Source organism: Pseudomonas sp. RL_15y_Pfl2_60, assembly GCF_963970595.1.
Taxonomy (GTDB): Bacteria; Pseudomonadota; Gammaproteobacteria; order Pseudomonadales; family Pseudomonadaceae; genus Aquipseudomonas.
Genome location: NZ_CAXAOE010000002.1, coordinates 12,905 through 25,848, shown reverse-complemented (window position 1 = coordinate 25,848; position 12,944 = coordinate 12,905). Strand labels below are relative to the sequence as shown.

Below are 12,944 nucleotides of genomic sequence, written 5' to 3'. Positions count from 1 at the left end.
AATGAATTTGTTATTACTGATGGCCAAGCGTTCATGGCGCGCGCTATTGATTGCGACCCTGACGGGATTGATCTGCGGGCTGGCGGCGGCGGGCCTGATTGCCAATATCAACCACAGCCTGGAAGTGTTTGATCAGTTACGCCCTGCCGATGGTCTCTACTTTGCGGGGCTGGTGTTGCTGGTCGCCATCTCGCGGGTCATCGCAGACGTCAGCCTGCTACGCCTTGGACAAGGCGCCGTTCATGACATGCGCCTGCACCTGAGCACCAAGCTGATCGAGACACCTTTCGCGCAATTGCAACGCCTGGGCAAGCACCGGCTTCTGGCCATGCTGACCGACGATACCCAGACCATCAGTCAGGCTGTCGAGTTGGTGCCGATCTTGCTGGTCAACGTTGGGATCATCGCCGCATGCCTGGGCTATCTGGGCTGGCTCAGCCTGCCGCTGCTCGGTTTGACGCTGCTGCTTATTGTGCTGGGCAGCCTCAGTTTCAACTGGCCACAACGCCGCGCACTGACCTCGATTGCGCGGGCCCGCGAACTCAAGGATCAGTTGTTCGACCAATACCGCCTGCTCACCGATGGCAGCAAGGAGCTGCAACTCAACCACCCGCGTCGGCAGCACTTCTTCACGCGCCTGCTCATACCGGTAAGCCAGCAATACCGCCGGGACTTTGTTCGTGGCATGAGCATCTATGCCCTGGTGCTCAATTGGGGCAATGCCGTGTTCTACCTGCTGATCGGCCTAGTGCTGTTCGCCGCGCCGCACTTCATCAACCTTGGCGTCAGCCTGGTTACCGGCTATATCCTGACCATTCTCTACATGATCACCCCGCTTTCAGAGCTGATGAACGCATTGCCAACTCTGGGTCGGGCCAGCGTCGCGCTGAACAAGATCCGCGCCCTGGAAGGTGAAATGCAAGGCGCCGACGAGGCAGTGGAATCAATTCCGGCTACCCAGGTTCGCAGCTTGGTGTGCCGGCAAGTGACCCATACCTACTACCGCGAGCGTGAGGATGGTCATTTCACCCTCGGCCCCATCGACCTCAGTCTCAATGCTGGCGAGACGGTGTTTATCACCGGCGGCAACGGCAGCGGCAAGACCACCCTCGCCTTGTTGCTGACCGGTCTTTACCGCCCGGAAAGCGGCGATATCGTGCTCGACGAACAAGTGTCCTCGACCAATCACAACCATCAATACCGGCAGCACTTTTCGGCGATTTTTACCGACTTTTGCCTGTTCGAAAACCTGCTCAATGGCGACGATCCACAACTGGTGCAGCAGGCACAGGACTACCTAGTGCACCTGCAACTGGATCATAAAGTGCGAATCGACAACGGCCAGCTGACGACCTTGGCGCTGTCCAGCGGTCAACGCAAGCGTCTGGCCCTGCTCAGCGCGTATCTGGAGGACCGCCCCTGCTACCTGTTCGATGAATGGGCCGCCGATCAGGACCCGGTGTTCAAGCACTTTTTCTACACCCGGATCCTGCCCGACCTGCGTCAGCGCGACAAACTGGTGATCGTCATTTCCCATGACGATGCCTACTTCAATCTGGCAGACCGACTGATTCGCATTGAACACGGAACACTCAGCGAAATAACAGCCCAGGCCAGCGCAAAAGCGCCACCAGTTACCGAGACCTGTTCATAAAGGCAAGGGTTTAATCGTCCTGATAGATGGATTGCAGGTAACTCACCTGCTCTTCCAGGGGCAACCGATGCAGCTTGGGGCACGACTCACAGAGCACCGGCGTCTGGCCCTCGACGGGCGCGTGCAATTGGTAATGCAGGCAGCAATGTCGGCGCAACGGCAGACTGGGACAAATCTGCGGCGCGGGAGACTCAACCATGCGTTGCAGGCCCCGTAATTTCAGGCGTCCATTGTTCACCACTGCGTGCTCCAGCCAGCGGTGAGCCTCGGCAAATCCGTCCCGGGACAAATCGGCATCCATTCGTGCGAAGGCCCCGTCCCAGATGGCAACCATATTGCCCCAGAGAATTTTCGGCGCCAGCCCCCCGGCGCCAGCAAGGGTGGTGAAAAGCGGTGCCAAGTGTTCGTGGATCAGCCGCGACCAATAGTCTGCACGTTCCTCGTTGGCTAAAGATGAGAGTTGGCTGGGCAATCCCAGCGCCAGCGGTTGCCCATCATCGTGCAGCAACACGGCCCCCTCGCCCCAGAAATCGATAGCACAGTCGCGGGTGAGGACACAGGCCAGGGTGGCGGGCAGGACAATGCTCATATAGTTCATCGACCACTGCGAAACCACGGCGGCGCGGTTGATCCCGGGATAAAGCAAGGCGAATTGAGCCAGCAAAGGCTGCAGCGTAGCGGGCTCGGCAACCCGGCTCAATGCAATGGACGACTGAACACCAGAGTCATGCAGGATTACCCGTTGTATCGGCGGCCAGGCCTGATTAAGCCATTCTGGAAATTCGATATCGGGCTCCCGTGACTTTCACTATTGAATGCAAACGATTAGCATTGGCGAATCCTATCCTTCCGCCTGTGCAAACTCAACGTCGTCAGCGACCGGATTCCCCAAGACCCCATGCATACACTCCACAACTTCTGGCGCCTAGCACGGCCTTTCTGGGTATCCGAACAAAAGTACCCGGCCCTGTTGCTGCTTTTGGCCACAGTGTTGATGAACCTGTGCCTGGTGGGGGTCAACATCCTCAACAACTTCTGGAACCTGCACTTCTATAACGCATTGCAGGCCAAGGATTATCCTGGGTTTCTCTTGGGTGGCGTGCAGTTCATCCTGCTGCAAATTGGCTTGGCAAGCTTTACCGTGGCGGCGTTTCACTTCCAGCAGAAACTGACCTTGCGCTGGCGGCGCTGGGCCACCAACCACATGCTTGAGCAATGGCTGGGCAAGCAGCGTTATCAAAAGCTGAAACTGACCGAGACCGACGTCGACAACCCCGATCAGCGTATTGCCGAAGACATTGACCTGTTCATCATCAAGTCGCTCAAGTTGAGCCTGGGGCTGATGACATCCGTGGTGTCGCTGTTTTCCTTCCTGCATATCCTCTGGCAGGCCTCTAGCCTGGTCAGCGTTCCGTTTGCTGGCGAGTCCGTGGTTATTCCTGGCTTGCTGGTATGGGTCGCTCTGGTTTACGCCTTATTGGGCACAGGCTTCGCATTCTGGCTGGGACGTGCATTGCCCCGGCTCAATTTTATTCAACAGCGCCGCGAAGCGGACTTTCGCTTCTCCTTGATGCGCCTGCGGGAGAACGCTGACTCGGTCGCCCAGTACCAAGGTGAAGTACTGGAGAACGCCCGTTTCAACCAACGCCTGGAAGCTGCGCTGCAGAACTTCTGGGAATTGGTGAAAAAGCAAAAGCTGATCATGGGTTACTCAACCTTCTACTTGCGCAGCGCCACGGTTATTCCAATGTTTATCATGGCACCACAATTCTTTGCCGGCGCATTTCCACTCGGTCGCCTGACCCAGATAAGTTCTGCCTTTGGTGAAGTGCACGCAGCCATCGCCTATCTGGTGGAAGTGTTCCCGGAGCTGACCGAGTGGAAGTCGGTGATCGACCGATTAATCGGTTTCCAGGAGCGTCTTGACAAGGTCGATGTGAACTCAGGTGTCGTCCACAAGCATCAGCTCAAAGGTCTGCAGGTCAAGGATTTAGACATCTGGTTGCCAAATGGTCGACGCTTGCTCAACGGCTTCAACCTTTCACTCGAACCCGGCGACAGCCTGTTGATCAGTGCTCCGTCAGGCTATGGCAAATCGACACTGGTTCGGGCGATTACAGGGTTGTGGCCCCATGCTTCGGGTTCGACCTGTTACGACCGGGAGCATGCGCTCACACTCTCGCAAAAGCCCTACTTGCCATTGGGCAGCTTGCGTGAGGCGCTCTGGTATCCAAACCCGCCTCAGCGCGAAGCGGATGCCGAACTGGATGTGGCAATGCAACAAATCGGCCTGCAACACCTGATCGAGCAACTGGATCAGGTTCACGACTGGGCGCAAACCCTGAGCATTGGCGAACAGCAACGTTGTGCCTTTGTGCGAGCGTTGATGGCCCGGCCATCAGTGTTATTTCTGGACGAAAGCAGCTCGGCGCTGGATGCTGCGAACGAGGAACGTTGTTATCAGCTGCTCAAGCAAACACTGCCCGAAACCATCTTGATCAGCATTGGCCACAACGCCTCGCTGGAGCGCTTCCATTGGAGTGTCTTGGCGTTGGAAAAACCTGCTCAGGATTTGAGAACGCGCGCTTTAACTCATTAGATGAGGGCAACTGGCAAGTGCACATCGTGCATCAATGATAGGTAATTGTGAATATCAGGCTTGTATTGGCTGTGCCTGTGGTGACTGTAGAGCCCGTTTGGTAATACCGAGCCGCGAGCGGGATTGAATAATCAGCGACGCGACCACTGTCGTACTGATTCAACTGAGTTTTGCTCGCCAGGGCGAAAGGATTGTTGTTTTCATCGAGCAGTTGTATGCCTAGACCTGTTGCCGTGGACGAACTGTCGAGCGCGACGACCGACTGGCCACCATCCGGAAGAATCGCCGTGAGTGGGTCAAGCCGATAGAAAATGCCTTCGGCTCCAGGCGGACAACCACTGAGTTCGATATTGAATGTCCTGGCGGGTGATGTAGAGCCTGGTCCGGCAAAGCTGCTGGCCAGTTGACTGCCGAGGTCCACCGCCACATCCGAGGTTTTACACGTCCGCACGCTGATGGTCACGCTGGATACGCGCACATTCATGATAATCAGGCCATCCAGTGAGAATGTCGCCACAGCACTGGTATTGACCCTTGTGGTTTGTAGCGGTCCAAGAGCGATAAACTCCGCGCCAACCTGCCCTCCTGCCCAATTCCAATTGCCCGTTTTCGACTCTGCTGTACCTCCACCCCAGTAACGCCGGCCATAGGCAGATGAATCATCAAAAAAGCGCACGCCTACTGAAGGGTTATCAGTCGCATAAGTGTAAGGATCGGTAGACACCAGCGTGCCCGCCACTGTGCGACTGGCAGTGCCGGGGCTGGTGCAATTGGCAAAGTTCTGACTGAATGATGCCGGCCGCTCTGTGTACTCACCAATGGGTGTGCCTGCGTCAGTATTACCCGAAGCAACAATCCCGCTGACAGGCGTCAGGTACTTGTTTTCGACGGAAAAACCGTTGATGAACTTGCACTTCGCCTGGGCCGTGGCAAATCCGAAAAGCAGGAGCAAACCACCGAGCAGGACGACGGCACGCCTTAGGCCACTGCATTTGTGTGTATTTTGGGCATTGCCAAGCCATTGATTAGCCCTGCATTGCATACCCATCGCATCACCCCTTCTGCCCGATAGTCCAACGCGTTCCTTCTGCCCTGCACAACCTCACCTCTGCGAAGTGATTTATCCGCCCCCCGAATAAAAACCGGATCCCGAGGGATTATCATCCACAGTAGCAGTTCCAAGGCTTCGAACTATCAATTCGGCATTATTGGGCATAGGCGCTGAAGGTATTTTCATTTGTGCATTTTATTGCATGAAGTTATCGATTGAGACTGCTCAGCTGTATACCAATACCCGACCATTCATTCGTTCAGCGCTACACAGCAAGTTGACAGGGCTTCGAGTTGGACAAAGAACGCTAGCTGCCAGCTTGACCGGCCACTGTGGTCAGAGTTGTAGAGATAACCTCGGCTTTGCCGTGATATCCAAGGTATACAATTGCTTATGGCAACAACCGAGGTCTGATTTTCCGTCACCAAAGCCCGGGGCATGAAAACAACTCGCCTCATCGTCAACCTTCAATCCGTAATAGACCCGAGGCAAGTGCTTTGTGGAATAGAGCGCTAAGGCACGCTGACGGTAACGATGGCTTGTGTGGTGTAACGCCCGCTTTCAACCGCTGCTTTCCCCACCTTGGTCGGATAGGGCTTTAGTAGGAACGAGGTGGTGTTGGAAATCACTGGCACGTCGATGGAATTCTCCGCACCGAGGCCAACAGGGTTGTCATCACCATCGCGCAGCCCAATACCGAGACCACGCAGGTCGGTCAACAGGAGGTTCCCCTCCGAGCCCGAGGCGCTCTGGAACATGTAGTTGACCTTCCCGGAGCTGCCGACGTTTATACAATCCAAGCTCAAGTCAATGGACTTGGGCGTATAGCCACTCTTAGGCATACCGCCCTCGGTGAGCGCTGCCTTGTCGATATCACCCAAGTCAATGCTGAAGGTGTCGCCTGCCCTGAATTGGCAAGAGGCAATTGCCCGGAGAGTAATATCAGCATTTACATGCACAGCCGGGTAGCTAAGGTCGACTGCTGCACTGCTATTTCCGATTTGCCAGTATAGGTTGGCAAGCCGGCCAGAAAACGTCGTCTCTCCTACCAGGTTTTGGGTGAGCCTGAAGACTATCTTTCCTCTTCTTCCCGTACCAAGACTAATAGTGCCGCTCGTTGGTGAGCAGGGAGAGCTGGCTATATTTGCCTTCTTATCAAAAGGTACCTGAAGGTCACCGGGCCCATAGACAAAAATATAGACTTGAGCCTCGAGTTCGTCATTGAGCCTGAGCCAGCCACCAGACTCTGGCAATGTACTCGTCGCGGTAAAGTAGGACGTGTAGCTCCCCGAGGTGGGGCAATTGCAGAAACCTGTCCCCTGTTGCCCGGTATCAAAGGTACTGTTTGTTGTCTGCCCCGCCTGAGACGCCTCGATCATGTCCATATTGATCGTGTTATTTTGCTCAATCACCGGGGTGCCCTCACACTGCCATGCTGGCAAGTCGGCAAGAGCGCCAGACGACCACACCAGCGCGAGCATGATTGCCAGGCACAGTCCAGCTTGGGCGCGGATGAAGGTTCGATAAGTACTGCTATTACCGCTCATTACTTTCTCTCTCGAATTACTGCCCATGGCGCTATTTCGCCGGGATAGAAACCTATTGATCCAAGTGTGAAGGCCGCTACGAATCAACGTTGGGAACGCAGCGCCTTGCTGACGCTAACCATGCGCACAACTTGCTTCAATCTGCTGGTATGGGTTGTCGCCCTGCTCCTGGGCCGGTATTTGATAGCTCAACTGGCAGGATTCCTGCGACGACTGGCCCCATACCACTTTCAAACCATGGTGTTCGCCGCGCAGGAAGATCAAACCGCCCTGCCCAACCATGGCCACTGGTTTATCATCGGCATCAACCACGCTGGCCCCGAAAGGCACATCAGCGTTCTCTACCCGTAACAGCAATGGCTTGCCATTTATGGTTGCGTAATCGAGCCTCACTACGGCGCCACGGCGCGGTACTGCATTCTGCGAAGTGGTTTGCAGCTCTACATCCACTGGCAATCCTCGCGGACTGATGCCAACAGGGTTGTGGCGATAAGGTGTCAAACCGGCCTTGAGCGCCTCGCCATTGCCATCAAGGCGATTGCCTTGACCGCTGGTTATTTCTGCACCTGGCGCGCCTTCGGCAACCAGCAGTGCCATGGTTTCGCCGCGTTCTGGGCTGAACACCACACCGCCCGAATGCGCGACCACAGTACCGGTGGCCGATGCTGAATACTGTTTGTAGTCATCGCCATGGCTGTAGCTGGCGCCGAGCTGAGTTGCGGAGGTGCGGTAGTTTAGGTTGCCGCCGTAGGTATTGTCCGTCTGGTCATCGGTTTCCGAACGGCTGGCGTACAAACCGTAGTTCATTTCACCGTATTCGCCTGCCGAGCCAGACAGGTTGCTTCGTACCGAACTGTTGCTGTCGTCATCCAGTGTCGCCGTGGTCGTCAACATCGGCCGCCGCGCCCCTGAGCCCAGCGGAATGCTGGCGCTCAACATATAGGTGTCGGTGCTCTCGCCGTCCTGCATCTCGCGGCTAGCGGTCAGGTTCATATAGCCCCAACTGAAACCCTTGCCGTAGCCAAGCTGGAAGGTAGTGCTATTAGCCTGTTCGCCCCAATAGTTACGGGTCAGACCGCTGAAGTTGAAGTCGCCGTATTCACCCAGCGGCTGGCTGATATTGACCTGGAAACGATTGCGCTCACGCAATGACGCTGAATCAGCGTTTTCACGCAAGCGTGCAAAATCACCGAAACTGAGGAATTCCTCGCTTGAGAAGCGATAGGCTGCCAGGGAGAAATTGGTACGGGTAACGTCCAGCAGCTTGCTGTAGCTGATCCTGTAACTTTGCCCGGTCATGTCATCATCCAAGGCATTGTCACCCGTGCCTGTGATTGGCAGGCCTTTGGCACGTGACAACGTGGTATCGAACGCCACGGCACCAATTGGTGTGGCGAACGCCGCACCAAGCAGGACGGAACTGTAGTCTTCAGCCAGAATGCCGCCGCCGTATGCGGTCAGTTTGTTGCTGATACCGCGCCGATAAGTACCTTGGGTAAACCAAGGCTCATCTTCTAGATTGTCATCACGGTAATTACCTGAGGCGATGTTAAAACGTGAGGTACCCGGACGCAGCATTTGCACCACTGCGGCGAAGGGGACGATAAAACTCTTTTCACGACCATCCGCCTCGGTGACAGTGACTTCAAGGTCACCGGCATAGCCAGTGGCGTAGAGATCATCAATCACGAATGCGCCAGGTGCCACGCTGGTTTCATAGACCACATTGCCGTTTTGGCTGATTGTGACCTTGGCGTTGGTCTCTGCGGTGCCGCGGACAATTGGAGCAAAGCCACGCTCGCTCTCTGGCAGCATGCTGTCGTCGCTGGCCAATTGAATCCCGGTGAATGGGATACTGTCGAAATCGCTGCCTGGGGTGAAGTATTCGCCGAGGGTCAGTTGCGAGTGCAGCATGTCGACGTCAGTTTGCGCATAACTGTTTTGCGAACTGTACTCGCTGGGGCTGTCGTCGCTGTCGCGATAGTTGCCATTATGACGCAGCCGCCAGCCGTTCACATTGAACCCGGCATTGATGTTGACGCTGTAGTCGGTGGTGGTATCCGCACCATCGCGTTCGTTGCGAAATACGTTGCCATGGTAGCCGAGGATGGCGGCGGTGATACCCTCATCCCACTCGGTCGGGTCAACGTAGCCGCGCTTGACGCGCCCGGCATAGGCTTGGGGGATGCTCAGGTTACCACTGAGCTCAGCCACATCCATGCTGAAGCTTGCTCCAGGAATAAGTGCCTGGACTTCCACGCAGTCGCTGGCCAGAACCTTTGCGACCTGTTCCTGGTCGGGCAACTGCTCAAGCCTGGCGCCCCAACGGCGGGCGTCTGCGGTAGAGAAACAGAAGTGTTGCGTACCCTCCACGTCAGTCACTCGTACGTCCTGACGTATGCGTTCCTTGCCGTTGAGAGTGACATCCAAGGTGTAGGTGCCAGGCACAACAATGCCCGCCTTGGCGAAGCGCGAAAGGTCGATATCCTGACCCATTCCGCGCAAAAATCCGCTGTCGAAAACCGGGCTGGTCGCAACTTCAACAGGATCGACATCAGCCAGGGCATTGGCGACTGAGGAGATGCCGATAATAGTGCATATTAACCGTGCTAAAGGAGTGAGCCGTAGCTTTCCATAAGCAACAGTCGGCCCACCCGTTGCATGACTGCAGCGGAAAACTTTCATTTCGATGACCTAGAAACTTCCAGAAGGACTTGTATGCGAGGCGAACAAACTCACCTACTGGAAACCAGGCGAGTTTTTACAATGACGCCAACGATAGCTAGGTAAAAACAGCAATCTGTGGCTAGTGTTTCAACGCATAGTCATGCTCTCGGCTAGCACCGAAATCATCGAGCCAGTTCACTTGGATTTGCCCGCTCGAAACAGGACCATTGAGGCCCTTCAGAGGAAAATCTTGCGTCGCACGCGGCGCAACCATGCCGCCGCTGTCGATGCTGTAGCTCTTGCCGCCAGCGTTCAGTTCTAGATGGGCAAAACTGATATGAAAGGCGGAGTCATTGCGTGCCTGCAATGCATAACCTTCACCGGCGCGAACCAGTGTCCAATTCAACTTTTCAACTGCATCTTGCAACTTGCCTTGCAGTCCTTCAGGGCGATAAAACAGCTTGAGTCGCGTACGAAATGCCAGCTGCATAACGTTGCGATCAGCTGTCCCTTCAGCTCTGGGTGGAACTTCCAGCACATTGAGCCAGAACACCGACTCACGATCTGCCGGCAGTTCGCCACCAACACGAACAATACGCAGCGTTTGCCCCTTGTTGGCTTCCACACGAACTAACGGCGGCAGCACGACAAAAGGTAACTTCTCGGCACCTGGTTGCACCGATGGGTCGCCTGCATCAAGCCATGCTTGCACCAATGCTGGCTTGTTGGCTGTGTTATTCAGGCGAACGTTAATCTCACGCTCAGCAGCCGGATAGATAAAACGCGTCCCTGCGATTTGGATCCCAGCCTGCACCATCAATGGGGCAATCAACAACCCCGCAAGCAAGCAGGATGAAATTTTTCTCAGAGCACTGCGCATACCAACCTCCTACTGAATACCCCGACCGCGGATCACTCCGCGGCCGAGCAACGAGTTATTGATAATCGAGGCTGTAGACCAGTTGGGTCTCTACCTGGCCCGCTGTTGCAGCATCAGTGGCGACGTACTGCACGCCGTACTCCAGGTTCGCAGTACCAACACCAGCATCATCCGTAAAATCTACGAAGTTGTTGTTGTCGTTGGTACGCAGATCGATACCGGTGCCAGAAGCATCAGTTACCTGTACTTGTACATTCTCAGCTGGAGTTGCAGCGGCGGTGTTAGTCAAATAGCCAGTGGCTTGGTCAACGTTCAGGGCTTCGAAATAGGCACGTACGCTACCAGTAGCTGGGCAGCCAGTCAGTGACATGCTTACTGAGGTCGCGCCAGCGGTATCACCCGGGTTGGCCAACGTGGTTTTTGATACAGATGGCAGAACGACAGTTGCGTCGCCAGTAGCACCGTTGACAGCAATATCACAGGAAGAATCAACCACCTGGCCAGTAATGGTGATAGTGCCATCAGCAGCATAGGCGCCGGAGGCGCTCAGCAAGCCGACACTGGCAAGACCCAGAAATGCAGCGGAAAGCGTTTTCATGCGTAACTCCAATAGAATTTGTTCAATAAACTCCGGAACCATCCTCGGTTTGGAGCGGCGCAAATACTACTTTGCCACTATTCAATAGAATGTAGTAAGCATCCTCATGCTACGTAGGAAAATTCTGGGATGCCCAAAAACACAGGGCTGCATCTCATTCTCAGTTGAAGCATTTGTGCATTTAGCCTATTACCAAAGCATTTAATAACGCTCTCAATTGGCCATTGCGCAGCCAGTATCAACATCGCTATCGGGTGCAATAGCGTTGCAACAAAAAACCGCTAGCGACTGCTCGCTAACGGTTTTTTAAGTTATCGCTAATTGCCAGCGGACGGACTCAACTGCGTCCCTCGGTCATGAGGGATTTAATAAAGCCAATCATCAATAGCAGCATGATGGCCATGAACGGTAGGCCCATCGCTACAGCCCCTGCCTGTATCCCCTTAAGTGCAGTGTCGCCACCAATCACGAATAAAGTGACAGTGACCAACGCCACCATCAACAGCCACAAGATCCGCTGACCTGCATGAGTATCAGGCTCACCACCAGCGGCCAGGTTATCAACCACCAATGCACCGGAATCCATCGAAGTGACCATAAATATGACCAACAACACAACCACGAGCATGGAGGTAATAGTCGACATGGGCAGCACTTCCAGGAACTGGAACAACGCCATATTAATATCGACCAGCCCGGCCACCAGCGCGCCCTGTCCTGCTGTTACCTGATTGATGGCACTAAGTCCAAAAGCAGCAAACCAGAAAACAGTCGCTATCGTTGGGAACACCATTGCCACGCAGACCAATTGACGCAGCGTACGACCGCGTGAAACCCGCGCAACAAAGACCCCGACAATTGGCCCCCATGTGCACCACCACGCCCAATAGAAAACAGTCCAGCCTTGGAACCAGTCCTGATCCGGACGATTGATCCAATTAGCCAAGGGGCCAAAGTATTGAGCGTAATCCACTGCGGTGGTGACCACCGATGAAAGAAAAGTCCCTACGCCAACTGCAATAGCCACCAATACAAACAGAGCCAGTGCCAGCAGCATATTGATGTTGCTCAGTAGCTTCACCCCCGCATGCATGCCTCTCCACAATGAAAGTGCTGCGAGGCCGGTTACCGTGAAAATAAACAACAACTGGAAACTGAAGGAGTTGGCGACGCCCAGCACATGGGTAATCCCGGCAGTCGCTTGCATGGCACCTAAACCAAGCGAGGTGGCCAGACCAAACACGGTCAAAACCACAGTGAAGATATCGACGATTTGGCCGGGCAAGCCTTTATAGGCATCGCCAATGAGCGGCTTCAAGCCCGAACTCAGGGAAAATGGCATGCCTTTGTTGAACGCGAAATAGCCAATAACCAAGGCGCTGGTCAGATAAATCGCCCAAGGATGCAGCCCCCAATGGAACATGGTTGCGCCCATTGCGGCATGTGCCGCCTCCGGGGTGTTCTTAACGACGTTGAGTGGTGTTTTCCACCATTCGGTGTATTGCGCAACGGGTTCGGCAACGCCCCAGTACAGCAAGCCGACACCCATGCCGGCGGCGAACATCATTGAGAACCATGACAGCATGCTGAATTCAGGCTTTGCATCCTCGCCGCCCAGGCGGATTTTACCGTAAGGCGATAGAGCAACACCGGCGCAAAACAGCACAGCCAGATTACCCATGATCATAATGAACCAATCACAATTCTTAAGAATCCAGCCTTTGATTGCTTCAAGGGCCTGGCCAAACGCAACAGGGTCATAGAGCGCGGCCAATACCAGTGCCAGCACGATAAAGAATGATGCAGGGAAGATTACGCGGTGGAAGTTCAATCCCATGATGCGCATATTAAATGCGGGGGAATGAGTGCCTTCGGCAGTTATCTCTTTCATTACACGGCCTCGCTATTATTTTTGTATTTAAAGCAATTCCGGGGTGTGTTTCGTCAT

General features: G+C 54.8%; 9 protein-coding genes. 2 read left to right on the top strand and 7 right to left on the bottom strand.

Annotated features, from left to right (window positions below; translation table 11 throughout):
* The first annotated feature begins 1 nt into the window (after position 1).
* Positions 2-1,654 (top strand): cyclic peptide export ABC transporter, encoded by a 1,653-nt coding sequence (locus AACY26_RS05385; protein ID WP_339511799.1) that lies wholly within the window; start codon positions 2-4, stop codon positions 1,652-1,654.
* A gap of 10 nt (positions 1,655-1,664) precedes the next feature.
* Here the strand turns inward: AACY26_RS05385 and fhuF are convergent, their stop codons facing one another.
* Entirely contained in the window at positions 1,665-2,327 is a 663-nt protein-coding gene (gene fhuF / locus AACY26_RS05380) for a siderophore-iron reductase FhuF (protein ID WP_339513085.1), read from the bottom strand.
* Positions 2,328-2,552: 225 nt separating this feature from the next.
* On the opposite strand from fhuF, the gene AACY26_RS05375 reads away from it, so the two are divergent.
* Positions 2,553-4,253 (top strand): ABC transporter ATP-binding protein/permease, encoded by a 1,701-nt coding sequence (locus AACY26_RS05375; RefSeq protein ID WP_339511798.1) that lies wholly within the window; start codon positions 2,553-2,555, stop codon positions 4,251-4,253.
* 31 nt (positions 4,254-4,284) lie between these two features.
* On the opposite strand, the gene AACY26_RS05370 is transcribed toward AACY26_RS05375, so the two are convergent.
* The 6 genes from AACY26_RS05370 to AACY26_RS05345 all read right to left on the bottom strand — a co-directional run bounded on the left by AACY26_RS05370 (position 4,285) and on the right by AACY26_RS05345 (position 12,887).
* Positions 4,285-5,205 carry a fimbrial protein gene (locus AACY26_RS05370; protein WP_339511797.1) on the bottom strand — a complete coding sequence of 307 codons (921 nt, stop codon included), beginning with the start codon at positions 5,203-5,205 and terminating at the stop codon, positions 4,285-4,287.
* A 611-nt stretch (positions 5,206-5,816) separates the two neighbouring features.
* Positions 5,817-6,851, bottom strand: coding sequence for a fimbrial protein (locus AACY26_RS05365; RefSeq protein ID WP_339511795.1), 1,035 nt, complete (start codon positions 6,849-6,851; stop codon positions 5,817-5,819).
* 114 nt (positions 6,852-6,965) lie between these two features.
* A complete protein-coding gene (locus AACY26_RS05360; protein ID WP_339511793.1) occupies positions 6,966-9,536 on the bottom strand; it encodes a fimbria/pilus outer membrane usher protein in 2,571 nt (856 codons plus the stop codon).
* A 121-nt stretch (positions 9,537-9,657) separates the two neighbouring features.
* Positions 9,658-10,398, bottom strand: coding sequence for a fimbrial biogenesis chaperone (locus AACY26_RS05355; protein ID WP_339511791.1), 741 nt, complete (start codon positions 10,396-10,398; stop codon positions 9,658-9,660).
* A 55-nt stretch (positions 10,399-10,453) separates the two neighbouring features.
* Positions 10,454-10,996: a fimbrial protein gene (locus tag AACY26_RS05350; protein ID WP_339511789.1), complete on the bottom strand. Its 543-nt coding sequence runs from the start codon at positions 10,994-10,996 to the stop codon at positions 10,454-10,456.
* Between the two features lie 337 nt (positions 10,997-11,333).
* Positions 11,334-12,887, bottom strand: coding sequence for a BCCT family transporter (locus AACY26_RS05345; protein ID WP_339511787.1), 1,554 nt, complete (start codon positions 12,885-12,887; stop codon positions 11,334-11,336).
* Between the last annotated feature and the right edge of the window lie 57 nt (positions 12,888-12,944).